Consider the following 25,592-nt stretch of genomic DNA (forward strand, 5'->3'; position numbering starts at 1 on the left):
TCATGTCAGCTGGCGCGGCGCATCCGTCGGGCTGCTGCCATCGGTCGGCGCTCTTGCACCGCCGGTGGAGTCGGTTCCGGCACGATGGCTTCGGGCTCCGGCTCGGGGGCTGGCGTGTCACGTCGACCTGCCTTCGCTGCGGCAATCACCTCGCGGGCGGGACGGGTCGGCGCCTTCTTCAAGGGCCGGGCCGTCGCGCCGATCGGCGGCAAGGGCTCGACGGGAACCTGCGGTTCCTGCTTGCTCGCCTTGGCCGTCTGGGCCTGCTCGGCGCGGGCAACCTTCGCCCGGCGTTCGCGCTCTTCCTGAGCCAGCTTCTCCGCTTTGACCCGTTCGGCCTCGGCAAGCTTTTCTGCCTGGGCCCGCTCGATTTCGGCAGCTTTCTCCGCCTTGGCCTTTTCCTCCTGCGCCGCCTGTTCGGCCTTGAGTGCCTGCGCCCGCTCGCTTTCTGCGACCTTCTCGGCCCGGGCGCGTTCGGCGAGCGCTGCCTGCTCGATTTTCTCGGCTTCCTTCAGGGTGCGGGCCTCCTTGGCCCGGGCGCTGCGTTCGGCCCTGGCCGCACGACGAGCCGTGCTCGCTTCCTGGGCCAGCGCCAATCGTTCTGCCTTGGCTGCTTGGGCCGCAATGGCTTCCTCGTCCTGCTGGACTGCCTTCGCCGCACGAGCCTGCTTCTTGGCCGCTTCCTTCTCCTGCTGGGCAGGGGTCAGGGTTTTGGGCTGGGGTTGACGCTTCGAGGATCGTGGTGGTGACGGCTCCGTGGGGCGCGGCGTATTGGGGTCGAAGTAGTCGGCCAACCGGTCCAGGGTGCGCTCAATATTGGCTGGGGTGCTCCGGGTGAACCCCATGACCTTCAGCGGCCATTGCCGTTTCAGCCGTGAGGCGTCCCAGGTTTCACGGACCAGCGTCCCCCGTGGAGCGGGGATCAGTTCATAACGCCAGCGATGGCCGTTGAAGTGCCGCCAGGCGATCAGCCGGTTCTCCTCGAACTCCACCACCGTGTTCTGGATCCGGTACCCCACACCCAACCGCATATCCATCCCGAACTCGGCGCCCAGGGACAGGCGTTGGGGTTCGTCCTGGCGAGAATTTTTCACCGTGCCGGAACCGTCGATGAGCGGATGCTTCGACGGGTCGGCGAGTAGTTCGAAGATGGCGCCGGGAGGCGCCTGGACCAGGCGTTGCCGGGTCACCAGATAGGGGTTCGAGTCCATAGGCCCAGCCTACCCAGCGCAGCTGCAGATCCTCTGGATGTCGCCGGGCGCTGCGCGAAGGGGTTCGACGGTCCTGGACCGCATTCGGCCAGCGGTTCAGTCTCCGGTGAGGATGCCCACCGCCAACTCGGGGGATTCGACCAAATGAATGGCTGCTGCCATCTCCCGTCCGGCGGCCAACGATTCCAACAGCTGCCAGGCAGGGAGCTCCCGGGTCCAATGATGGCGGCCCACCAGGATCATCGGGGTTTGGGTTCTGGCGGTGCCGTAGTAGTTCTCGCAGGCATCCTGGAAGATCTCCTGCACGGTTCCTGCGGACCCGGGCAGGACGACCAGCCCTCCCGTGCAGGCCTTGAGCAGCACATCTTCACGAATGGAGTTGGCAAAGAACTTCGCGATATGGGTGGCGAACAGGTTGGGCGGTTCATGCCCGTAGAACCAGGTCGGAATCCCCACGGTCGGTGTTCCGCCCGGATACTCTTCGATGACGGCGAGCGCGGCCCGCGCCCACTGCGAGATCGAGGGACGGAACGACGGCGCGACGGCGAGCCGCTCGATGGCTTCCTCCAGGACGCCCTCCTCCTCCGCGCAGAGGTAGGCGCCCAGGTTGGCTGCTTCCATGGCTCCGGGGCCGCCCCCGGTGGCGACGGTGAACCCTGCCCGGGCGAGGCTGCGCCCCAGAGAGGCTGCGTCGCTGAACGCCTGAGTACCGCGTTCGGCAGCGTGTCCACCCATCACCCCGACCACCCCGCGACCTGGAATCAGCCCCGCTGCATCGCCGTCGTGCTCGGGTCTCAGCAGCAGTTCCAGGGCCGTACCGATGGCATGGTCGTGCAATGTGGTGGCCAGGGCCATGTTCAGGCCGCCCCGTCCGGCGCCCCGGGACCTGCTCCAGGCGTAGATGCGTGCGTCGGGGGTGTCCTCGTAGGCGTTCTCCCCGAGCCCGGCATAGAGGTCCTGCGCCCGATAGAGCCCGCCACGGTAGGGATCGAACGGCAGTTCCGGCAGGTCGGGGAAGATCAGTGCGCCCCGGCCGCGCAGAGCGGGGATGGAGCCGGGCGGCAGGTCGCAACCGAGGAAGACGGCCCCGGAGACGTCGGCACGCTCCAACGCCCGTCCACGATCCCGTAGATCCAATGATTGGCAGTGCCATCCGGACATCGGGGCCCGGCCGATTTTCGTGCGGGCATCGAACTGGGCGACCGTGTCGATCTCCAGCTCACGGGGCGGTGTCTGCATCGCCGGGGAGGAGTTCATGAGCACACCCTACGGCGACAGCCGGCGACCGGGCATCCTGGTTCGTCGGCAGGGGCCCAGACGTGAAACGATAGGAGGATGGCAGAATCCGATTTTCCCCTCGTCGACGCCCGCGAAATCCTCCGCGTGGTCGGTGGTGCGGCGTTCACCCGGGGGAAGGGGTACGCCAACGCGGAGCACGTTCTGGGACTGGAGTTCACCGCCGGTGACCCTCAGCTGACCGCCCGGGTGGTCGGGACCGAAGACGAGCCGTACAACACCACGGTGACGCTCGTGGACCGCAAGGGTGTCTGGACGGTCGGTGACACCTGGTGCAGCTGCCCGGTCGGAACCCATTGCAAACATGCTGCCGCACTGCTGATCTACTCGAATACCTTGCATCTGCGGGCCCAACGCGTGTTCTTCGAGAACACCGCAGCCCCGGCGAAGGTCCCCGCCTGGCAGGACACCCTGAATTCGTTGATCGGCGCCGGCGGCCGTGGTGGCTCCACACCGGCCCGTGCCGGGGCCCGCGCCCGGGGTGGGTCCGAACGCAACCATCTGCAGCCCTTGGCCCTGCAGTTCGAACTCCAGGACACCACCCAGGTCGCCCACCGGCAGTGGGCCCCCGGTTCCGGCGTCGGGCACCAGAACAGTTCGGGGCACCGGTGGCGTCTGGGCGTGCGCCCCATGGTCCGTTCGGGCAACGGCCGCTGGGTCCGTGGGAACCTGCGCTGGAATACCATCAGCTTCAAAACCTACGGGCTGAACCTGGATGAGGAACAGCACCGCTGGTTCTGCCAGTTCGTCCCGCTCTACCGTGCCAATGGGCAACTGTATTTTGGTGAGGACAACGACTGGCTCTACCTGGACGAGTTCGCCTCCCCGCTGCTCTGGTCGCTGCTGCACGAAACCGAAGCCCTCGGGATTCGGCTCATTGGGCCGCGCTCGGCCACCACCATCCGGCTGGCTGAAACTGCTTCCGTATCGCTCACTGCGGGACACCCGGAGGACGACGACGGGGCCTTGGGCCTGACTCCCCTGCTCAGTCTCGACGGGGAGGAATTGGAGCTCTCCCCCGAGACGCCCGTGGGGGCCATCGGCAATCACGGTGTCTACGCGGCCCGTGAGGACGCCGAGCTGATCGTCCTGGCGCCCACCGCCCGCAGGCTCGATCCTGCCGAGGTGGCCCTGCTGCACCAGCCCGAAACCGTCGTCGTTCCCGCAGCTGACGTCGATGACTTCATGGCTTCGGTCTACCCGCGTCTGGGCCGCCGGCTGGCCATCAACGCTGCCGACGATTCGGTGGAACTGCCGGGGATCCTGCCGCCCAAACTCATCCTCGAGGTGACCTACCCCGGCGGGGATACCGCGGAGATCGCCTGGGACTTCGACTACGGGCACGGCCCGGTCGATGCCGATCTGCGCGATGTCGAGGCCGAATCGGCACTCGAGGACGCCGCCCTGCAGGCAGTTCAGGACTCCCCCACCCTGGCCGGGCGCGCCCTGGTTCCCCGCACCCTGCGCGGTTTGGACACCGTGGACTTCGTGCGCAGGTCACTGCCGCTGCTGGAACAGGTCGATGGCCTCGAGGTCCGTACCACCGGCCACCCACCGGCCTACCGTGAACTCACCGAATCCCCCGAGCTGACGGTGACCACCGTCGAATCGGAGAAACGTGACTGGTTCGACCTCGGTCTGGTGATCGCCGTCGGGGAGCACCGTATTCCGTTCGCCGACGTCCTGCGGGCCCTCTCCCGCGGGCAGAGCCGCATGCTCATGCCCGATAAGACCTACTTCTCACTCGAGCACCAGCTCTTCGATAGGCTGCGCGACCTCGTGGCCGAGGCCGGGACCCTCAACGATAAGAACTCCGACCTGCAGATCACCCGCTACCAGGCCTCCCTTTGGGAGGAACTCGAGGAGCTCGCCACCGTCACCGAAGGCCCCGATTCCTGGTATGCCGGGGTGAACTCGCTGTTGGACGTCGCCGAGGCCGAATCCCCGGCACTGCCCACCGGACTCAAGGCGACGTTCCGCCCGTACCAGCGGGAGGGCTTCGAATGGCTGGCCATGCTCTGGCGCAATAATCTCGGCGGCGTCCTGGCCGACGATATGGGCCTGGGCAAAACCGTGCAGGCCCTGGCCTTGATCCTGCATGCCAAGGACCAGTGGGCCGCGGCTAGCGGCACCGCCAAAGTTCCCGGGCCGTTCCTGGTGGTCGCCCCGACCTCCGTGGTGGCCAACTGGTCCGATGAGGCGGCACGTTTCGCCCCCGACCTGCGGGTGGCAGCCATCGCCGACACCCAGGGGCGGGCCGCCCGCCCGCTGGCAGCGATCGCTGCCGAACACGACGTCGTGGTGACCTCCTATACGCTCTTCCGTCTCGACGCCGAGGCCTACCAAGCCCAAACCTGGGCCGGACTGATCCTGGACGAGGCCCAGTTCGTGAAGAACAAGGCGACCAAGGCCCACCATGCGGCCCGCGATCTCAACGCCGCCTTCAAACTGGCGATCACCGGTACCCCGATGGAAAACAACCTGATGGAACTGTGGTCGATCTTCGCCATCGTCTCCCCCGGGCTGTTCCCTTCGGCGCTGCGCTACGCGGAGAACTATCAGCGGCCCATCGAGAAGCAGGGCCTGGACGAGCCGTTGGCCCGGTTACGTCGCCGGATCCGCCCGTTCATGCTCAGGCGCACCAAGGACGCCGTGGCCACCGACCTGCCGCCCAAGCAGGAGCAGGTCCTCAACGTCGAGTTGGCGCCGAAGCACCGCAAAATCTACGACACCCACCTGCAGCGCGAACGGCAGAAGATCCTGCGCCTGGTGGAGGACATGGATAAGAACCGTTTCACCATCTTCCAGTCCCTGACCCTGCTGCGCATGCTGTCGTTGGACGCCTCGCTGGTGGATCCGGAGTACGACGGCGTCCCGTCGGCCAAGTTGGATGTCCTCTTCGAACAGTTGGCCGACGTCCTCGCCGAGGGACACCGGGCCCTGGTGTTCAGCCAGTTCACCTCCTTCCTGAAGAAGGCGGCCTCCCGGCTCGACGACGAAGGCGTCGAATACGCCTATCTCGACGGTTCCACCCGTCGGCGCGCGGATGTCATCGACGAGTTCAAATCCGGGAGGGCCCCGGTGTTCTTGATCTCGCTGAAGGCCGGCGGCTTCGGGCTGAACCTCACCGAGGCCGACTACTGCTTCCTGTTGGACCCCTGGTGGAACCCCGCCGCCGAATCCCAGGCCGTGGACCGGGTGCACCGCATCGGGCAGACCCGCAACGTCATGGTCTACCGGATGGTCGCCAAGGACACGATCGAGGAGAAGGTCGTGGCCTTGCAGGATGCCAAACGGCAGCTGATCTCCTCGGTCATGGATGCCGGTGAGGGCTTCGGCTCGGCGATGACCGCCCAGGACATCAGGGACCTGCTGGTCGAATAGGCTCCACCTCGGGCCCGGCCCCCGGGCTGCCCCACCTGCATGGGTAGTTCTCCCCATCGCCCCGTTCTGTTTTTCCTTCTAGCCTGAATCTGGAAGAAGAACCAGAAGGACGATGGAGAGGAGACGGCATGACGTGGAAGATCGATGTCCCCGCCGTGCGGAAGGTCCTTGATACGACCGATTCGTCGCTCTCCGAGACCGAAGGCGCCAAGGACGACGTGGCCACCGCGTTGGAAGCCGTCGAGGCCTCCCTGCCCGGCGAGTGTGCTGACATCGTCTCGGCGTTGTCGGCCCTGCGCCGGGACACCCTCGTCAACGACATGACTGACATCATGACGCGCGGGAACAACGCCGTCCAGGGAACCGGGGAATCCGTCAGGGCCTTCCAGGACGCCGACGAGGATATGCGCGATCGAGCCCAGGCCCGGGCAGCCTCCATTCCGGTTCAGGGCCCGCCCGCTGACACCAAGGTTCCGGCGAACATGTTCAACTTCGGCACCCGCGAACGGACGGTCTGAGCATGTACTGGACGCCCATCGATGTCAGCGCGACGAAAAACCTGCCCGACGAAGCCACCCTGACGGCCGAGGCCGCGACCATCAAGACCAGGATCAACACGTTCACGGGGCACATCGCCGATATGGACTCGGCGTGGAAGGGGCTCTCGGGGATCTACGAGGCCCCCGCCCAGCAGCAGGTCCTGACGGCCATGAACAAGCCGAAGAACTCCGCCGAGGACCTCGTGGACAGCGGCACGTCGGTGAAGAAGGCCCTGCAGGACTTTGCCTCCACGGCCGGCGATCTGAAAACCAAGCACAACACACTGGTCGGCGACATCTCCGATGCCAAGGCACTCTACGCTGGCTCCAGCTCGTCCTCCGGTTCCCCCGCCGGCCCCACGATGGGCGGGGAACTGCTCGGCCACCGCGTACACGCTGCCCTCGTGACCCGTGCCAAAGGACTGGCCACCGATTACACCACGGCGCGGGAAAAGTGCGTCTCGGATCTGAAGGCCGTCGGCCGGGTGACGACCGATGTGACCTCGCACTACGCCCCCGGCATCCTGGACCTGGTGAGCAACGACGCCGAACGGTTGCGCCGCGATGCCTCCAGGCAGAACTCCAGCGTCGCCCAAATCCGCGCCTACTACGCCTACCTGGCCAAGATGACGCCACAACAAATCAAGGCCTTCGCCGAGGATTATCCCGAAGCGGCGGTGTATGGGCCCCGGAAATCGATGCCGGCCCGGGAACAGGTGGAGTTCTGGAACGGCCTGAGTCCGGCCCAGCAAGCGGCCATGGCCGCTTCCCTGCCGATCATTGTCGGGAACACCGAGGGCGTGCGCTATGCCCAACGTGCCACGGCGAACGAAGAGGTCCTGCACATCATGCGCTCGGGGCGTTTCCCGACCACCGCAGAGCAGGACCAGGCCTACGAGGCGATTGCGTCATCGCTCAAGTCCCCGTCCACCGAGGACGTCGACCGGCATCTGATCAGTTTCGATCCCTCGACGAACAAGCCACTGGCCGGAGTCTCCATCGGCGAGATCGACGAAGCGTCGTCGGTGACCCTCAACGCCTCGGGCATCACCAGCAAGACCCAGGGCATGGTGGGGGAAACCAACAACGCTCAGGCCCTCTGGGACGAACAGGGGGAATACACGGTTGGATCGCACGCCGTCGTCGCCTGGATCGGCTACGACTCCCCGGGCGGGTTCCCCGGATCCACCGAGGTGAACTACACCGACAAGGCCCAAGTCGGCGGCCGGGAACTCGCCACACAGCTCGACGGCCTGCATCTGACCCGGGCCCAGGACGGGGGCAGCCTTCCCCGGGTCAACGTCGGCGCCCACTCCTATGGCACCACGATGGCCGGCTACGCCCTGACCCAAACGGAGTTCGACGTCGATTCGGTCTACTTCTACGGTTCGGCAGGGCTGGACCCGAACGTGGCGGACAGCGCCGAGGATCTACACGTCAAGGATGCTGATAACGGACGCCCCGCCGTCTATGCCTCGCAGGCGGTCGGGGATCTGGTGGCCCCCGGCGGTATTTTCTCTTCCCAGTTCGGCGACGTCCCGCGTATCTCCCCCACCGACGACGTCTTCGGCGCCCAGGTTCTCGACGCGGAGGAAAGCGTCGATGAGTTCGGCAATCTGCTCAAGAACACCACGGGGCATGGCGGTCACGGCAACTATGACGGACAGGCACCGACCAACCCCTTGGACCCGCTGTATTTGATTGATCTGGCCAAGGGTCGCCTCGAGGGGCTGGTGGAAACCGAAACGGGACACGGTTATCTGGACCATGACACCACCAGTTTGCATCACTACGCGCTGGTGACCAGCGGAGAAACCCGGAATCTGGACATCAAGGACCAGGCCATCACCGACACCATCATCGAAGAGCAGGAACGGCAGCTGCAGGACCGTCTGGAGGCACCCGGAAAGTTCATCGACAACAGCCAGCGGGGCACCAATGTCCTCATCGACGTAGGCCAGTCCCGCCTCGATGCGGCCCAGGACCAAGCGGTCGGCACCGCGAATTCGGGGATCGACCACGCCCAATCAGGTCTGGACTCCGTGACCGACCGCGGGCAGTCGCTCCTGAGCGGGGCGACCCGCACCGCCCGGGAACACCTGCCCTTCGGTCTGGGCGACACCGACGTGGCAAAGAACGTCGAAAAGGGAGCTTCCACCACCTTCAACGGAATCATCGATGATGGCCAAGGTCTGGCCCGCTCCTCGGTGGATACCGTCCAGGATGGAGGGAACGCCTTCTCGGAGCTGTTCAAGGGGGCGCGCAATGCTCCCCTCGATGGTCTTCAACGCGGCGGCAACGAGGCGATCGATTCGGCACAACGAGCCGTCGGCGATGCCGCAACATCGGTCCAAGGCACCGTCGAAGAGGAGCTGCGCGAGTATTCACTCACCCACCGCGACCCACCCACACGCTAGGCTCTTTCAGCGTGGCTTCCTCATGGCAGGTCATCAGGGAGCCACCCCCGCGGAGTCCCGACAACAATTCCGTCCACCAGCCACGAAGGAGCAGTATCCGTGACGTTTTCCAGCACCTCCACCCAGGTGGCCGCAGCGCTGGGTCTGACGTGCCTGCTTGCTCTGACCGCCTGTTCCACGACCCTGGGAGAACCCATGGACCCCACCGCAGGATCAACCGCCGCCTCCGGCCAGCGGGATGCCTCATCCATCCGCGAGGACTTCTACACCGAGATCGCCCAGATCACCGACGAAGCCGGCGGGGAATGGACCTACCTTGATGGCGGCCCCTTCTCCCCCGACGACCGCGCCTCCTTCTCACCCAAGTCCTGCGCAGCCGACGACGGCCCACGGCAATTGCTGATGATGGTGATCTCGAGCCCCACTGATGACGGACCGGCAGCGATCGCCCAGATGAAATCCGTAGTGGAAGCCCGCGGGATGAGAGTCACCAGCTACATCCCGGGCAAATCCACACGCGAGGCGTCCGCGATCGATGCCGAGCTCGCCTCCGGCCAGTTCGTTTCCTACCGCGCCAACGACCTGCGCACGCGCATCAGATTCGGCAGCGAATGCTCCTCGCATCCAACGATGCTCCAGGACCTCGACTGACTCCTCATTCTTATTGCTTCATGTTGCCGCGGGTGAACGGCAGCGAAGCCTGCCTTCAAAGTGTCGGGTCCCCCGACTAGGCTGATATCAGCTTCACGAGATATGGCCCCGTCGGCCGCTCCCCCGGGGAACGGCAGACGGACAGCTCCGACTGGCCATGCACCAACCCCACTGGGACCGGCAGGAATGCCGAGAACGGATTGTTCTGCGGGTGGTTCGGATGACGAAGCGGCCCCCGGTAGCCGCCAGGGGCAAGGACGATCCGAAAGGCAGACCATGCCGGCCTTGCAGCACCTCCACTCCCCCAATGCCCCCGCAATCCACCGTGGAGTCCCCCGCTTCAGCGGTGACTGGGTCGACGCCGCCGTCGTCCTGGGGCACGGGACGGTCCGTATCGATACCTTCGATCGCGGATACATCCTGATGACCGATGATTTCCAGAGCCTCCGCCACGCCCTCGGGCCGACGCGGACGCTTCGCACCACGGGTGGTTCGGCTTCCGGTCGAGCCGGCGTGCAGTTCAACGCACAGTTCAACATGCTGCTGGTCCCCGGCGGCCACGCCCGTGCGGGCCGCTCCTTCTTCCCGCTGCATCCGGCACCGTCGACCACCTGGCACCAGACCGGAGACCGCGCGCCGGGCGATCAGGGTAGGACAGGAGGCCGCGTTAGGGGGTGAGCATGACCTTGATCGACCGGCGTTCATCCATGGCTCCGTATGCTTCGGCCGCTTCCTCCAGCGGCATGACCGTATCGAAGACCAATCCGGGGTTGATGGTGCCGGCCATGACGTCCTTGAGCAGTTCGGGAATGTAGTTCCGGGTGGAGGCGGCACCGCCGGCCACGGTGATGTTCTTGGAAAACAGCACACCGATGGGCAGTTCGGCGCCTCCTGCCGGAACGCCCACGAACCCCAGGGCCCCGCCGGCCCGGGTGCAGCGCAACGCCTGGTCCATTGATTCGGCGGTTCCGACGCATTCCAGGACCGAATCGGCCAGAACGCCGCCAAGTAGTTCGGAGACCTTTGCGGCTGCCTCCTTGCCCCGTTCGGCCACGATGTCGGTGGCCCCGAAGGCTCGGGCGACCTCTGCGCGGTCGGCATGGCGGGACATGGCGATGATGCGGGTGGCGCCGAGCCTGCTGGCTGCCAGGACTCCGCTGAGCCCGACGGCACCGTCACCGACGACCACCACGCTGCGGCCCGGCCCCACCTGGGCTCCCAGCGCGGCATGGTGGCCGGTGCCCATGACGTCGGAGAGCGACAGCAGCGATTTGAGTAGGGCTTCATCCGGTTCGGCGACGCCGGGAACGACGACGAGCGTCCCGTCCGCGTTGGGCACCCTGACGGCCTCCCCTTGGCCGCCGTCGACCTCGAGGCCCTGTTCATCCGTGGCACCCCAGATGGCCCGGTGGGCACAGGCCACCTGGACGCCGTTGCGGCAATCGGGACATTCTCCACAACTATTGGCCCAGGGGGTGATGACGAAGTCACCGACGCTTAGGGTGGCGACGGCGGATCCCACCTCGGTCACGGTGCCCACGAACTCGTGGCCGATCGGATGTGGTTCGGTGGTCTCCCGGAATCCACGGTAGGGCCACAGGTCCGAACCACAGACGCAGGCGGCAGCCACTGTGACGATGGCATCGGTCGGATGCCGGAGGATCGGATCGGGCCGGTCCTCCACGCGGATGTCGTGGGCTGCATGAATCATGGTGGCGCGCATGCTGAGGACTCCTGGGTTACTCGATGGTGACGGTATCTCTCCAGCCTAGAACTATCCGGGGCCGTCCGCTGCCTCGGCGCCCGTCACCTGCTTGTGGTCCGGGCTCCCCGCCTGACAGGGTTCGACCATGAGAACTCTGCCCGAACTACTGGCCTCGGTCGGATCATTGGTCGGAACCCCTGCCCCGTTCACCCCGGACAACGCCCCCGAGCACCCGCGGGACCTTTTTTTCGACTGGTTCGCAGCAGCCATCGCCGCCGGGGTCGCCGAGCCCCACGCGATGACCCTGTCCACCGTCGATGCCGAAGGGCTCCCCGATGCCCGGGTGTTGATCCTCAAGGGGGTGACCGAGGACGGCGCCTGGACCTTCGCTGGGTCGGAGCAGAGCACCAAGGGCGTCCAGCTCGGTGCCCGTCCCGTCGCTGCGTTGACGTTCCATTGGAAGGAACAGATCCGCAGTATCCGTGTGCGGGGCACCGTGACCCAGGTACCGGCCCCGGCGGCGCGGCGGGACTTCCTCGCCCGGGGGCTGGCGGCGCGCACGGTGGCGTTGAGCGCCCAGCAGAGCAGTCAGCTCACCGACCCCGGGGGTTTCACCCGGGCCCTCTCCGTGGCCCGGCAGCAGCTGGAGGAGGAGCCCGAAACGGTTCCGGAGGTGTGGAGGGTCTGGCAGGTGGTTCCGGCGAGCGTGGAATTTTGGCAGGGACAACCGGATCGCAACCACCTGCGGCTGCAGTATGTACGTTCGGGCTCCGGTTGGGAACGCCACCGCCTCCAGCCCTGATCCGTGGGCTTGCGGCCAGGAGCGGTCACGGCAGCCGGGCCGTCAGCCGACATGCGAACGGCGGCCGCCGACTTCCGCGAAGAAGCCGGCGACCGCCGTCGTCGTGCATGGCCCTTTGGGGGCCTAGGGGTGCCTAGAGGTTGGAGGCCTCGGCATGCTCCGGGTAGATCTTGCGCAGCAGGGCCGCCGTCTCCGACGGGGTCTTGCCGACCTGGACTCCTGCGGCCTCGAGTGCTTCCTTCTTGGCCTGTGCGGTACCCGAGGAGCCGGAGACGATGGCGCCTGCGTGGCCCATGGTCTTGCCCTCAGGCGCGGTGAAGCCTGCCACGTAGCCGACGACCGGCTTGGTGACGTTCGCCTTGATGTACTCGGCGGCACGTTCCTCGGCGTCGCCGCCGATTTCGCCGATCATGACGATCGCCTTGGTCTCCGGGTCGGCCTCGAAAGCCGCCAGCGCATCAATGTGGGTGGTGCCGATCACCGGGTCACCGCCGATGCCGATGGCGCTGGAGAAGCCCAGATCGCGCAGTTCGTACATCATCTGGTAGGTCAGGGTGCCGGACTTGGAAACCAGGCCCACACCGCCCTTGCCGGTGATGTTCGCCGGGGTGATGCCCACCAGCGCCTCGCCCGGGGTGATGATGCCGGGGCAGTTCGGGCCGATGATGCGGGTGACCTGGTTGCCGTTGGCGTCGACCTTGGACTGGGCCAGTGCCCAGAACTCGGCGGCATCCTGAACCGGGACGCCCTCGGTGATGACCACGACCAGGCCGATGCCTGCCTCGATGGCCTCCACGACGGCGTCCTTGGTGAACTTCGGCGGAACGAAGACGATCGAAACGTCGGCGCCAGTGGCCTCGATGGCTTCGGCGACGGCGCCGTAGACCGGCAGGCTGACCTCGCCGTGCGTGACGGTGGTGCCGGCCTTGCGGGCGTTCACGCCGCCAACGACCTGGGTGCCAGCGGCGAGCATGCGGGCGGTGTGCTTGGAGCCTTCGCCGCCGGTGATGCCCTGGACGATGACCTTTGAATCCTTGTTGATGAAGATAGACATATTTTCTTTCCCCTGATCCTTAGGCGTTCGCCAGTTCGGCGGCCTTATCGGCGCCTTCGTCCATGGTGGTGGCCAGCGTCACGAGCGGGTTGTTGGCTTCGGCCAGGATCTTGCGTCCCTCTTCGACATTATTGCCGTCCAGGCGGACGACGAGCGGCTTGGTGGCCTTATCGCCGAGCATTTCCAGGGCCTTGACGATGCCGTTGGCTACCGCGTCACACGCGGTGATGCCGCCGAAGACGTTGACGAAAACCGACTTGACCTGTTCGTCGTTGAGGATGACGTCCAGGCCGGCGGCCATGACCTCGGCCGAGGCGCCACCGCCGATGTCCAGGAAGTTGGCGGGCTTGACGTTGGCGTGCTTCTCGCCGGCGTAGGCGACGACGTCCAGCGTGGACATGACCAGTCCTGCGCCGTTGCCGATGATGCCGACCTGGCCATCGAGCTTGACGTAGTTCAGGCCTGCGGCCTTGGCCTTGGCTTCGAGCGGGTCTGCTGCCCCCTTGTCCTCGAGCTCTTCGTGCTCCGGGTGGCGGACCTCGGAAGCGTTGTCGTCCAGGGTGACCTTGCCATCGAGGGCAATGATCTCGCCGGCTCCGGTGCGGACCAACGGGTTGACCTCCACCAGGGTGGCATCTTCCTTGACGAAGACGTCCCAGAGCTTCAGGATCGCTGCCGCAACGTTGGCGCGCAGCTCGGGGGCGAAGCCTGCTTCGGCGACGATCTCGTCGGCCTTGGCGGCATCGATGCCCACCGAGGGGTCAACGGCAACCCGGGCCAGGGCGTCGGGACGCTCCACGGCCAGGACCTCGATCTCCACGCCGCCTTCGACGGAGCACATGGCCAGGTAGTTGCGGTTGGCCCGGTCCAGCAGCACGGAGAAGTAGAACTCCTCGGCGATGTCGGCGCCCTGGGCGATCATGACCTTGTCGACGGTGTGGCCCTTGATGTCCATCCCAAGGATGGCTGAAGCGTATTCGAACGCCTCGTCGGCGGTCTTGGCGACCTTGACGCCGCCGGCCTTGCCGCGGCCTCCTACCTTGACCTGGGCTTTGACCACTACGACGCCACCGATTTTCTCAGCGGCAGCCTTGGCTTCTTCAGGGGTGTACGCCACGATGCCGGCAAGCACGGGGACACCGTGCTGCTCGAACAGATCGCGCGCCTGGTATTCATACAGGTCCACGGGTGTGTCCTTCTACGTCGAAGTCGTTTCTGACTCGGAGCGTCGGCACGTGCTGGCCCGATGGCTCCACAGGGAACTTTAGCCCCTAGCCGGATGATGCCTTGCCTAGGGTATCGCTTTCGTGAGAAAGAGCACAGTTCTACACCCCGTAGACAAAGATCGTTGAGTTTCCGGGGTTTTCACGTTGCGGACTGGTATTCCGGCCTGCGGTATTTTGGCTAGTATGCCCTCTTCCACCGCCCCTGCGTCCACCCGCGCCGCCTACGATCTGGTCGCCGATGACTACGCCCGGCTCCTGCCCGACACCGCGGCCGAAGCCCCGGCGGACCTGGCCATGATCGGCAGGTTCAGCGATTCGATGCCCGACGGCGGCCCGATCCTCGATGCCGGATGCGGCACCGGGCGCATGATCGGGCATCTCCACGGACTCGGGCACCGCCACCTGACCGGCGTCGACCTCTCTCCGGGGATGATCGCCCAGGCCACCAGCGGTTATCCGGAGACGTCCTTCGCCGTCGCCGATTTGGCCGACTTGCCGTATCCGGACCATCGTTTCGACGGCATCCTGGCCTGGTATTCGATCATCCATACGCCGCCGGAGGAACTCGGCCCCCTCTGGGCGCAGTTCCACCGTGTCTTGCGTTCGGGCGGAAGCCTCCTGCTCGGCTTCCAGTCAGGTTCCGGCTCCCGGCAGATCCGGTCCGCCTACGGCCACCAGGTGGAGATGACCGCCCAGCTACACGACCCCGCTGATCTGGTGGCCCGGCTGGAGGCCGCGGGATTCATCGTGGACGAAGACCTGCAGCGGGCACCCCGCGAGCATGAATCCGGACCACAGGGCTTCCTGAGAGTCCACCGCAGCTGAAACCGGTGGGCTGCTCCTGCACGAATCAGCCGAGTTTGCTCAAGGGTGCATAACGCAGCAGCAGACGCTTCTCCTCGGCGGTGAACTTCACCTTCGCCACCGTCTTGTCCCCCGCCCCCTCCAGGGCCAGGACAACGCCTTCGCCGAACGTGCTGTGGGAGACCTTGTCCCCCACCGAGAGTTGGATGACTTCCTTCTGGGGTTGCACCCGTCCTGCGGCCCGGGCGGTGGGGGCCGTATGCAGCGAGCCGGCTTCGGCATCACCCGAACGACGGCCTCCGCCTCCACCGCTGCCGGAGCCCCAATACGATCCGCCGTCGTACCGGCTCGTGGCGAAGTCGCGGCTGCCGAAGGCGCCGGGGGCCGAGCGGATCGCCCCCTCACGTTTCCAGTCGAGCAGATGGGCGGGGATCTCCTCCAGGAACTGGCTGGCGGGGTTGTACTGGGACTGGCCCCACAGGCTGCGGTACTCGGCCCGGGTGACATAGAGCCGGCGTCGTGCCCGGGTCAGTCCGACGTAGGCCAGCCGGCGCTCCTCGGCGAGTTCCTTCGGATCGGCCATGGAACGTTGGTGCGGGAAGATGCCGTGTTCCATACCGGTGAGGAAGACCGTAGGGAATTCAAGGCCCTTGGCGGTGTGCAACGTCATCAGGGTGACCATGCCCTCGCGTTCGGCCATTTGTGCGCCCTCGTCGTCGTCCGGGGCATCGGGGATCGAGTCGGCGTCGGCCACCAACGAGACCTGCTCCAGGAAGCCCCCGAGCGTGCCCTCGGGGTTCTCCCGTTCGTAATCCCTGACCACGGCGACCAGTTCGGCCAGGTTTTCCACCCTGGATTCGTCCTGCGGGTCCTCGGATTTGCGCAGCATCTCCAGGTAGCCGGTCTGTTCGAGCACGGCCTCCACGGCGGCTGCCGCCCCCGACCCTTCGGCCACCACTGCCAGGTCGTCGATGATCTTCACGAATCCTGCGACGGCCTTGGTGCTGCGGGTCGCCAGCCCGGGGGCCTCATCGGCCCGGCGCAGGGCTTCCATGAAGGAGATCCGCTCCTTCTGGCCCAGTGCCGCCACCGCATATTCGGCCCGGTCGCCAATACCGCGTTTGGGCACATTCAGGACCCGTCGGACGTTGACGTCATCTTCCTGGTTGGCCAGGACCCGCAGGTAGGCCAGGGCGTCCTTGATCTCCTTGCGGTCATAGAACCGGGTGCCGCCAACGACCTTGTATTTCAGGTCCACCCGCATCAGCTGTTCCTCCAGCGACCGTGATTGGGCGTTGGTGCGGTAGAAGACGGCGACGTCTCCGGGACGGATGCCCTCCTCGTCGTTGAGCCGCAAGATTTCCTGGGCGATCCACCGGGCTTCGTCCTGTTCGGATTCCCCCACATAGCCCACGATCTGCGGGCCTTCCCCCTCGGCGGTCCAGAGCCTCTTTTCGGGGCGGTCCTCATTCAGGGAGATCACCGCGTTGGCTGCGTTGAGGATGGTTTGGGTGGATCTGTAGTTCTGTTCGAGTTTGATCGTGTCGGCATCCGGGTAGTCCTTGCCGAATTCGACGATATTGCGGATATCGGCGCCACGGAAGGCGTAGATGGACTGGTCGGAGTCCCCGACAACCGTCAGTTCCCCTCCGGGGCTCTGCCCGTCGGGGCCGGTCAGTTCACGCACCAGGGAGTACTGGGCGTGGTTGGTGTCCTGGTATTCGTCGACCAGCACGTGGCGGAACCGCCGCCGGTAGTTGTCGGCGATACCGGGGAAGGCACGGAAAATGTTCACGACCTGGCCGATCAGGTCGTCGAAGTCCATGGCGTTGGCCTGGCGCAGCCGCTGCGTGTACCCGCGGTAGACTTCCGACACGGCAGCGGCGAAGGGGTCGTTCATATTCGTGGTCGAGGCATTTTCCTCGTCATCGATCAACTCGTTCTTCAAGGCCGAGATCCGGTGCTGCATCGCCTTGGGGGCGAACTTCTTCGGGTCCAGGTCCAGCCCCTTGGCGACCAGGGTGATCAGCCGCAAGGAGTCGGCAGCATCGTAGATGGAGAAGTTGGATTTCAGTCCCACCGAGGTGGCCTCACGGCGCAGGATCTTCACGCAGGAGGAGTGGAACGTGGAAATCCACATCTTCTGTGCCGGCTCCCCTACCAGCGCCCCGATGCGTTCACGCATTTCGGCGGCGGCCTTATTGGTGAACGTGATCGCCAAGATCTCATGCGGGCGGGCCCTGCCGGTGGCCAGCAGGTAGGCGATCCGGTGGGAAAGCACCCGGGTCTTACCGGAGCCGGCGCCGGCCACGATCAGGAGCGGGCTGCCCGCATGTTTCACCGCGCGTTCCTGCTCCGGGTTCAGCCCCTCGAGGAGTTCGGCAGCCTGCGGTAGCGCGGGGGCACCGGCGTCGTTTGCACTCAGGCGCGACCGCGCCTCGGAAAAGTCGTCGAAGAGAAAATCCATGGTCCCCCCAGTCTACGGTTGCCGCCGTTTTCCTGCCGCGCCCCCCGCAGCGGCATAATGGCGCCATGTCCAAGAAGCCCGCACAGCGTCGCAAGAAGTCCCGTAGCCACAAGAACCAGTCCGCGAGGCGGCCGGACCAGGCAGCAGGAAACGGTGTGGGCGGCCCGTCTCGTCTGCAGCCCGGCACCCAGCCCCCACGACCGGGCAGCGCGCTGGCGAACACCACCACCGGCAGAACCCCTGAACAGGCCCAGGGCAACGGCAACCTCATCTTGTGGGCGGGGCTGGGCGCCGTCGTTTTACTCTTCTGGTATTACCACCTGCTGGTGTTGAACCAGATGCAAGACCTTTCGGGTGGGCTGGCGATGCCGGATCAATTGCTGGGTGGTTTCGACGCCGAGTACATCCAGAAGCTGCAGGCCTCCATGGATGGGGATGCCAAGGGCCAACTGTCCTACGTGCATAAGACCGCAGGAACGTTGTTCCCGCTCTTCACCGCCTTGGTGGCGATGCTGGCCATTGCCCTGCATGTGCCCCGGCGGGGGCTGCGCTGGGGGTTGTGGGCGATCCCGCTGCTGTTCGCCATCGTCTCACTGTGGACCAACCCGATGATCGACGGGTTGATCGCCGGAACCACCGATTTGGATCGGACGGGACTGGCTTCGGCGCTGACTGTCACCGGCTGGATCCTGCTCTTCGCCACGGTTGCTACCGGCCTGGCGGTGGTCATCGCCTCCTTCGTGCGCACCTTCCGTCGCAAGTGGGGCGAGGCGGGGTTGTCCTGACCCTCCCGGGCCGGAGCTGCACCGTTTTCGGTGTGACCGGATTCTGCCGCTAGGATAGTTGCTGTTCGCTGGGGCTTCGTCCCACGGCGTTCGGTCCCTGTAGCTCAGTCGGATAGAGCGACCCTCTCCTAAAGGGTAGGCCACCGGTTCGATTCCGGTCAGGGACACCCTTTTCTTCACCGGCGCGCAGCCGGGGCCGTCGGACAGGGGCACCGGTTAAACAAATATTGGTGCCGACCGGCGTATGGCTGATGGCTCCCTTAAAAACATCAACAGTACCGGTCGGCACCCATGTCAGTCCCGTTCCCCGTAGCCGCCAACCTGCCGTTCCCCCACCAGGCACGGAAGCCGTTGAGACTCGCATTGCCGTGTCGATGGGCAACTTGGTGGCTGCGGCACTGACACTTATATCTAATTCCACTGGACTTAGAATGTCAACCTTCGAAACCAACCCGTTATGACAACGGGCGCCATCGGTTTTCACCGATGGCGCCCGTGGCGTCATATCCTGCCTTCGAGGGCTCAGTTCAGGAGCAGGACGCTGGCCTTCGGCGACAGGCTGGCGTCGAGGATGGCGCAGCCGCCACCGATGGCGGCGACCTCCGGGCCCAACTCGGAATCGACGACGCGGATCGAGTGGACGTCCTTGGCGTTGAAGCGTTGATTGATGATCTCGGCGGCCCCGGACAGGACGTGGTCGCTGATCAGCGGCCAGTAGGGTCCGCCGTAGATGACCTTGTCGACGTCGAGGGCGTTGACCAACTGGGCGACCATATCGGCGGTCCGGCCTGCGAAGTCGCGCAGCAGTCCGATGGCCACCTCGTTGCCTTCGTCCGCCAATTCGGCGAGTCGCATCATGCCGACTGCGCGTCCGGCAACATCCGCGTCCTGGGGGATGCCCAGATCCAGCCCCGCCTCGGAGGCCTTGCGGGCAATGTTCTCGAAGGACGTCGCACCAGCCAGGCAGTCCTTGCGGCCGCAGCAGCACAGCCCGGTCTCTTCGCCGACCGAGAAGTGGCCGATCTCCCCGGCGTTATTGCTCACCCCGCGGACGATCTCCCCGTTGATGACCATGCCCACGCCGATACCTGCTCCGACATAGACGAAGACGAAGTTCTTTTCATCTTCGGGGTTCTTGCCGTTCCAGACCTCGGCGATGGAGGCAGCGATCGTGTCCTTTTCCAGGATGACGTTCAGTCCCAGCTTCCTCGCGAGGGGCTTGACGAATTCGACCTTGGTCCAGCCATCCAGCAGCGGAGGCGCCGTGACATGCCCGCCTTCTAGATCCATGGGACCTGGGACGACGACGCCGACGCCGACCACGCGTTCGCGGGGCTGCCCGGATTCCTTGATCAATTCCTCGACGGCCTCGGCCATCTGGGCGACGGTGGACTCGGGGTCCACGACTGAAGAGGTGAAGTGGCGTTTCGAATGGAGTACTTCGCCCCGCAGGTTGAGCATCACCTGGGTGATGCCGGCCGGATCCAGATGGATGCCGACGGCCAGCTGTCGGTTGACTTCAAGTTCTAGGACGGTCCGGGGTTTACCCGGGCCGGAGACGATGGTGCGGTCCTCGCGAACCAGGCCGTCATCGAGCAGTCGGCGAACGACGTTGGAGATCGTTTGTGGCGACAAACCGGTGGACTCCGCCAATTCGACACGACTAACTCCGTCGAGGGCTCGTCGGATCGATTCAAAGATAACCGCTTGGTTAAAGTCGCCAAGGCGCCCAAGGTTGGTGCCGCGCTGCATGTAATCTCCAGATCATTTCGTACCACGGATGATTGATGATCGTGGCGTGTCCCCCCACGTCACGCCGCCACTATCGTGCCCCCAGAGGAGCACATGGTCCTTGATTCTACATATACGATCCGCACACATGCTCGAACGCCATGGTCCCCGGGACCAAACCCCGCCCCGACGGGGCTCTGGAGGGCTTCTCAACGATCTGCATCCCGGGGCGCGTTGCGGTGGTTCCGGTGCCTCAACCGTCGGTGGCCGCAGCGGGGCCCACCGGGGCGAATTGGGTGCGGTAGAGCTCGGCATACCGTCCGCCGGCGGCCAGCAGCTCGATGTGGCTTCCTCGTTCGACGATCCTGCCGTCCTCGACCACGAGAATGGCATCGGCGGTACGGATCGTCGAGAGCCGGTGGGCGATGACGACGGCGGTCCGTCCGGCCAGTGCCTCGCCCAGCGCTGCTTGTACTGCTGCTTCGCTGGTTGAATCCAGGGCAGCCGTCGCTTCATCAAGGAGGACGACGCGCGGGGCACCGAGCAGCAGGCGGGCGATGGTGAGGCGTTGGCGTTCCCCGCCGGAGAGCCGGTAGCCGCGTTCGCCCACCATCGTGTCCAGACCGTCAGGTAGTGAGCGGATCAGTTCGTTGAGTCGGGCCCGCCGCAGGGCATCCCAGAGCGCGTCATCTGATGCCTCGGGGTTGGCCATGCGCAAATTCGCGGCGATCGTGTCGTGGAAGAGGTGCCCATCCTGCGTCACCATGCCCACGGTGTCCCGCAGTGAAGCGAAGCGGGCGTCGCGAACATCCAGTCCAGAGAATTCCACTGAACCCTGATCGACGTCATAGAGCCGGGCGAGCAGTTGGGCGATCGTCGATTTGCCGGCACCGGAGGAACCAACCAGGGCGTAGGTCTGGCCTGCGGGGACCTCGAAGTCGATCCCCTGCAGAACCTCCTGGCCGCCCCGGTTGTCCAGCACCGTCACGTCCTCGAGGGAAGCCAGGGAGACCTGATCGGCGCTCGGGTAGCCGAACCGTACGTCACGGAAGCGGACGGACACCGGACCGGCGGGAACGTCGGTTGCCTCGGGCTTTTCGGTCAGCAGGGGTTTCAGGTCCAGGATCTCGAAGACCCGGTCGAAGGAGACCAGCGCGCTCATCACCTCAACGCGGGCATTGGCCAGCCCCGTCAACGGCGCGTACAGGCGCGTCAGGAGCAGGGCCAGGGTCACAATGTCCCCGGCCTGTAGCTTCCCGGCCAGGGCGAAGGCCCCGCCCAATCCGTAGACCAGGGCCAGTGCCAGGGCTGCGACCAGGGTCAGGGACGTGACGAAAAAGAATTGGCGCATCGCGATCTTGACGCCGACGTCGCGGACCCTGGCGGTCCGTGCGGCAAAGGCTTCGGCCTCGGCATCCGGGTCGCCGAACAGCTTGACCAGGGTTGCCCCGGGAGCCGAGAAACGCTCGGTCATTTGCGTTCCCATATCGGCGTTGTACTCGGCGGCCTCGCGGCGCAGCCGGGCGACGGTGGCGCCCATGCGGCGGGCGGGGATCAAGAAGATCGGGAGCATCAGCACCGACAGCACGGTCAGTTGCCAGGAGTAGCTGACCATCACCCCTGCGGTGAGAATCAGCGCCACAATGTTGCTGACCACCCCGGAAAGCGTCCCGGCAAAGGCTTGTTGGGCGCCGATGACGTCGTTATTCAGCCGGCTGACCAGCGCCCCGGTCCGGGTCCTGGTGAAGAAGGCGATGGGCATCTTCTGGACGTGTTCGTAGACGGTGGTGCGCAGATCGTAGATCACTTGTTCACCGAGGCTGGAGGAGAGCCAGCGGTTCCACAGCGAGACCCCTGCCTCGGCGATGGCCACTGCGGCGATGAGCAGGGCCAGATTCCTGACCGTGGACAGGGGGCCTTCGGCGACGATGGCATCGATGACCTTGCCGGCCAATACGGGGGTTGCCACGGCCAGCACCGCGGCAATGACCGACAGGACGACGAAGAGGCTCAGCCGCCGCCCGTAGCCGCGGGCGAAGTCGATAGTCCGGCGCACGGTTCCGGGGGCGAATTGCCTCCCGTTTTTCCCTGAAGACATCTTATGCAGGGAGCTCCAGGCTGCCTGGTCCATGCTCACGGCGGGTTCCTTCCATCGGCGCGTCCCGGCACACTGCCGGGACGCGAACCCATGCTACCCGCGGTGAGGCCGGCCTAGGCGGTCGGTGCCGGCTGGCGGTCGGGCCGCTCCCGTTCATCGAAGGTCCGGCTGGGTTCCTCGGTATGGGGAACGAAACCGACGGTCATGGCCTTATAGCCGGGGGTGTTCGATTCCCGGGCCACCAGCCCCCGGTGGACTAGGGCGTTCGCTTCCGGGAAATACGCTGCCGCGCAGCCGCGGGCCGTGGGGTAGGAAATGAGACGGAAGCGGTTGGCCCGACGCTGGGTTCCGGCGAACGTGGAGATCACATCGACCAGATCCCGGTCCTGGAATCCGAGCTCGGTCAGGTCCTCTGGGTGGACCAGGATGACCCGACGCCCATTGGAGATCCCCCGGTAGCGATCATCCAGCCCGTAGAACGTGGTGTTGTACTGGTCGTGGCTGCGCAGTGTTTGCAGGATCAGGTGACCCTCCGGAGCCGCAAGATATTCCAGGGGGCTGACGGTGAAACGGGCCTTGCCGATATCGGTGGCGAAGGTGCGGGTATCGCGTGGCGGGTTCGGCAAGACGAACCCGTTGCGGGTGCGCACCCGCCGGTTGAAGTCCTCAAAGCCCGGGCAGACGGCGGCGATATGATCGCGGATGACGTCGTAGTCCTGGGCCATGGCCCGCCAATCCACGGCATGGCCCTCCCCCAGCGTGGCCGTTGCCATACGCGCCACGATCACCGGTTCGGCCAAGAGGTGCTTGGACATCGGGGCGAGCCGTCCCTGGGTGGTGTGCACCACGGACATGGAGTCCTCCACCGAAAGGAACTGCGGGCCGCTGGGATGCTTATCATCGCGGTCCGTGCGCCCCAGGGTCGGCAAGATCAGCGACGTCTTGCCATGCACCACATGCGAGCGGTTGGGCTTGGTGGAAATATGAACGGTGAGCCCGGCCCGGCGCATTCCGGCTTCGAGCGCCGCGGTATCGGAGCAGGCCAGCGAGAAGTTTCCGCCCATGGACACGAAGACGTCGACGTCGTAGTTCTCGAAAGCCTCGACCGTGTCGGTGGAATCGTAGCCGTGCTCGCGGGGGGTGGAGATGTCGAATTCGGCGTCCAGGGCGGCGAGGAAGTCTTCCTTGGGCTTCTCCCACACCCCCATGGTGCGGTCCCCTTGAACGTTGGAGTGCCCGCGAACCGGGCAGGCGCCGGCTCCTGGCTTGCCGAAGTTCCCTTGCAGCAGCAGAACGTTGATGAGTTCTTTCAGGGTGTCCACCGAATGCGGCTGCTGGGTCAGTCCCAGCGCCCAGCAGATAATGGTTCCCTTGGACTTGGCCAGCATCGAGGCGACCAGGGAGATGTCCTCACGGGAGAGCCCCGTGGCTTCCTCGGTGGCCTCCCAATCAATGGTCGCACGGGCCGCGGCGTAGGCTTCGAAACCGTTGGTCTGGGCGTCGACGAATTCCCGGTCCACGACGGAGCCAGGATTGTGGGCTTCTTCTTCGAGCAAAAGGTGGCCGAACGCCTGGAACAGGGCGAGGTCCCCGCCGACCTTGATCTGCAGGAATTCATCGGCGATCCGGGTCCCGCCCTTGAGGAGTCCGTCGACGGTTTGCGGGTCACGGAAGTTCAGCAGCCCGGCCTCGGGCAGCGGGTTCACGGCCACGACCTGGGCACCACGTTTGCGGGCGTCCGCCAGGGCGGAGAGCATCCGTGGATGGTTGGTTCCCGGGTTCTGCCCGATGACAAAGATCAGTTCGGAGTGTTCGAAATCCTCCAGGGATACCGTGCCCTTGCCGATACCGATCGTGGGGCTCAGCGCGGTGCCGGAGGATTCGTGGCACATGTTCGAACAATCCGGCAGGTTGTTCGTCCCGATGCTGCGCGCGAAGAGTTGGTACATGAATGCCGTCTCGTTCGCGGTGCGTCCCGAGGTGTAGAAGACGCAGCGGTCGGCGGTGGTGGCGTTGATGTGCTCGCCCACGGTGGCGAAGGCCTGCGACCAGGAGACGGGACGGTAGTGGCTCTCCCCTTCGCGGATCATCATCGGTTCGGTGATCCGGCCCTGGTTTCCCAGCCAGTACTCGGTTTTATCGCTCAGGTCCTCGATGGAGTGCTCGGCCCACCAGGCGGCGTCAGCTGTCCGGGTGGTGCTCTCCTCGGCGAGGGCCTTCGCCCCGTTTTCGCAGAATTCCGCAGGTTTGCGCGCACCGGTGATCGACTCGGGCCAAGCACAGCCGGGGCAGTCGACACCCCCACGCTGGTTCACCCGCAGCATGGAGCGCAGGGTCCGGCTCACGCCCGCTTGGGAGTATCCGCGGTCCAAGGCGACCATCACCGCTTTGACCCCGGCCGCCGTCGTCTTCGGGGCGCCGACTTCCAGCGCATCTTCATTGATGTCCTGTTCAGGAGCCGAGCGCTTCACGTCGACCGTCCTACTTCCTGTTGTTCGGGGCTGCCACGGCAGGGTGTGCCGGCGCCTGCTGGTCCACGGAGTCATCGGTATCGATCCGGTCCGGGTGGGTATAGAGGTTCACGCTGCTGCCGCGGGCGAACGCGGCCACTGTCAGGCCGGCCCGTTCGGCCAGTTCCACGGCCAGGGAGGAAGGCGCCGAGACGGCGCAGAGTACGGGGATACCCGCGAGGTAGGCCTTTTGCACGAGTTCGAAGGAGGCCCTGCCCGAGACTTGCAGGACGGTGTCACGCAGGGGCAGCCTGCCTTCACGTAGGGCCCAACCGACGACCTTATCGACTGCATTATGCCGCCCGACGTCTTCGCGCAAGCACAGCAAGTTGCCGTCCGTGTCGAATAATCCTGCCGCGTGGACCCCTCCGGTTTTGCCAAAGAGTTCCTGGCTCGAGCGCAGCGTGGTGGACAGCCCGAGGAGGGTCCCGACGCCGATGCGTCCGCTGTCCGGTTCCACGGTGAACCGGCTGGTCTTGGCGACCGCGTCGATGGATGCGGTGCCACAGATCCCGCAGGACGACGAGGTGAAGACATGGCGGTCCAGGGAAGGGTCAGGAATGATGGCGCCCTCGCCCAAACCGGCTTCGACGACGTTGAAGGTTTGGCGGCCGTCTTCGTCCTCGCCGGCGCAAAAACGCATGCTGCTCAACTCATCCGGTCCCCCGATGACGCCTTCGCTCACCAGGAAGCCAGCGACGAGGTCGAAATCGTTTCCCGGGGTGCGCATGGTGATGCTGAAGACGCGTCCACCCAAGCGGATTTCCAGGGGCTCCTCGGCCGCGATCGTCTCTTCGCGGACACGTGGACCGGTGTCCGAGGAATAGTGGACAATGCGGCGCCGCCGGGTCAATCTACCCACCCGTTGGCCTCCTTCTCCCTGCCGTCTACCGCGGCCCACAGAGGTACCAC

General features: G+C 65.5%; 18 protein-coding genes and 1 tRNA gene. 9 read left to right on the top strand and 10 right to left on the bottom strand.

Features of this window, described 5'->3' with window-relative positions; translation table 11 throughout:
- Positions 1–5: 5 nt before the first annotated feature.
- Together CIK75_RS03065 and CIK75_RS03070 are read right to left on the bottom strand one after the other, a co-directional pair.
- Entirely contained in the window at positions 6–1,211 is a 1,206-nt protein-coding gene (locus tag CIK75_RS03065) for an SRPBCC family protein (protein ID WP_096223181.1), read from the bottom strand.
- Between the two features lie 96 nt (positions 1,212–1,307).
- Complete coding sequence (locus tag CIK75_RS03070) at positions 1,308–2,468, bottom strand: LOG family protein (protein WP_096223182.1); 1,161 nt, start codon at positions 2,466–2,468, stop codon at positions 1,308–1,310.
- A 78-nt stretch (positions 2,469–2,546) separates the two neighbouring features.
- Here CIK75_RS03070 and CIK75_RS03075 point away from each other — a divergent pair, with 78 nt between their 5' ends.
- The 5 genes from CIK75_RS03075 to CIK75_RS03095 all read left to right on the top strand — a co-directional run bounded on the left by CIK75_RS03075 (position 2,547) and on the right by CIK75_RS03095 (position 10,176).
- On the top strand, positions 2,547–5,891 hold the full coding sequence (locus CIK75_RS03075; protein ID WP_096223183.1) for a DEAD/DEAH box helicase: 3,345 nt from the start codon (positions 2,547–2,549) through the stop codon (positions 5,889–5,891).
- A 128-nt stretch (positions 5,892–6,019) separates the two neighbouring features.
- On the top strand, positions 6,020–6,409 hold the full coding sequence (locus tag CIK75_RS03080; protein WP_086995805.1) for a DUF6507 family protein: 390 nt from the start codon (positions 6,020–6,022) through the stop codon (positions 6,407–6,409).
- A gap of 2 nt (positions 6,410–6,411) precedes the next feature.
- Entirely contained in the window at positions 6,412–8,847 is a 2,436-nt protein-coding gene (locus CIK75_RS03085; RefSeq protein WP_096223184.1) for an alpha/beta hydrolase, read from the top strand.
- 99 nt (positions 8,848–8,946) lie between these two features.
- Positions 8,947–9,498, top strand: a complete 552-nt coding sequence (locus CIK75_RS03090; protein WP_086995812.1) for a hypothetical protein — start codon at positions 8,947–8,949, stop codon at positions 9,496–9,498.
- A 276-nt stretch (positions 9,499–9,774) separates the two neighbouring features.
- On the top strand, positions 9,775–10,176 hold the full coding sequence (locus tag CIK75_RS03095; RefSeq protein ID WP_086995814.1) for a hypothetical protein: 402 nt from the start codon (positions 9,775–9,777) through the stop codon (positions 10,174–10,176).
- Here CIK75_RS03095 and CIK75_RS03100 read toward each other — a convergent pair.
- Positions 10,166–11,221, bottom strand: coding sequence for an alcohol dehydrogenase catalytic domain-containing protein (locus CIK75_RS03100; protein ID WP_096223185.1), 1,056 nt, complete (start codon positions 11,219–11,221; stop codon positions 10,166–10,168). The two genes, CIK75_RS03095 and CIK75_RS03100, sit on opposite strands and share 11 nt — an antisense overlap.
- 127 nt (positions 11,222–11,348) lie before the next feature.
- Here CIK75_RS03100 and CIK75_RS03105 point away from each other — a divergent pair, with 127 nt between their 5' ends.
- A complete protein-coding gene (locus CIK75_RS03105) occupies positions 11,349–12,005 on the top strand; it encodes a pyridoxal 5'-phosphate synthase (RefSeq protein ID WP_096223186.1) in 657 nt (218 codons plus the stop codon).
- Positions 12,006–12,138: 133 nt separating this feature from the next.
- Here the strand turns inward: CIK75_RS03105 and sucD are convergent, their stop codons facing one another.
- A complete protein-coding gene (gene sucD, locus CIK75_RS03110; RefSeq protein ID WP_086995823.1) occupies positions 12,139–13,059 on the bottom strand; it encodes a succinate--CoA ligase subunit alpha in 921 nt (306 codons plus the stop codon).
- Between the two features lie 19 nt (positions 13,060–13,078).
- Positions 13,079–14,245: an ADP-forming succinate--CoA ligase subunit beta gene (sucC, locus tag CIK75_RS03115; protein WP_096223187.1), complete on the bottom strand. Its 1,167-nt coding sequence runs from the start codon at positions 14,243–14,245 to the stop codon at positions 13,079–13,081.
- 223 nt (positions 14,246–14,468) lie between these two features.
- On the opposite strand from sucC, the gene CIK75_RS03120 reads away from it, so the two are divergent.
- Entirely contained in the window at positions 14,469–15,110 is a 642-nt protein-coding gene (locus CIK75_RS03120) for a class I SAM-dependent methyltransferase (protein WP_096223188.1), read from the top strand.
- Between the two features lie 25 nt (positions 15,111–15,135).
- On the opposite strand, the gene pcrA is transcribed toward CIK75_RS03120, so the two are convergent.
- A complete protein-coding gene (pcrA, locus tag CIK75_RS03125; RefSeq protein ID WP_086995831.1) occupies positions 15,136–17,556 on the bottom strand; it encodes a DNA helicase PcrA in 2,421 nt (806 codons plus the stop codon).
- A 65-nt stretch (positions 17,557–17,621) separates the two neighbouring features.
- On the opposite strand from pcrA, the gene CIK75_RS03130 reads away from it, so the two are divergent.
- Both CIK75_RS03130 and CIK75_RS03135 read left to right on the top strand, forming a co-directional pair.
- The gene (locus CIK75_RS03130; protein WP_143413255.1) at positions 17,622–18,341 is read left to right on the top strand and encodes a hypothetical protein; all 720 of its coding nucleotides are present in this window, start codon (positions 17,622–17,624) and stop codon (positions 18,339–18,341) included.
- Between the two features lie 93 nt (positions 18,342–18,434).
- Positions 18,435–18,508, top strand: a tRNA-Arg gene (locus CIK75_RS03135).
- A 355-nt stretch (positions 18,509–18,863) separates the two neighbouring features.
- On the opposite strand, the gene CIK75_RS03140 is transcribed toward CIK75_RS03135, so the two are convergent.
- From CIK75_RS03140 to fdhD, 4 genes are all read right to left on the bottom strand, one after another.
- Entirely contained in the window at positions 18,864–20,093 is a 1,230-nt protein-coding gene (locus tag CIK75_RS03140) for an ROK family transcriptional regulator (protein WP_086995837.1), read from the bottom strand.
- Positions 20,094–20,325: 232 nt separating this feature from the next.
- Complete coding sequence (locus CIK75_RS03145; protein WP_096223190.1) at positions 20,326–22,209, bottom strand: ABC transporter ATP-binding protein; 1,884 nt, start codon at positions 22,207–22,209, stop codon at positions 20,326–20,328.
- A gap of 74 nt (positions 22,210–22,283) precedes the next feature.
- A complete protein-coding gene (locus CIK75_RS03150; protein ID WP_198962381.1) occupies positions 22,284–24,641 on the bottom strand; it encodes an FdhF/YdeP family oxidoreductase in 2,358 nt (785 codons plus the stop codon).
- A gap of 10 nt (positions 24,642–24,651) precedes the next feature.
- On the bottom strand, positions 24,652–25,542 hold the full coding sequence (fdhD, locus tag CIK75_RS03155; protein ID WP_198962382.1) for a formate dehydrogenase accessory sulfurtransferase FdhD: 891 nt from the start codon (positions 25,540–25,542) through the stop codon (positions 24,652–24,654).
- Positions 25,543–25,592 lie beyond the last annotated feature (50 nt).

It is taken from the genome of Glutamicibacter sp. BW78, assembly GCF_002332245.1.
GTDB lineage: Bacteria > Actinomycetota > Actinomycetes > Actinomycetales > Micrococcaceae > Arthrobacter_H > Arthrobacter_H rhombi_A.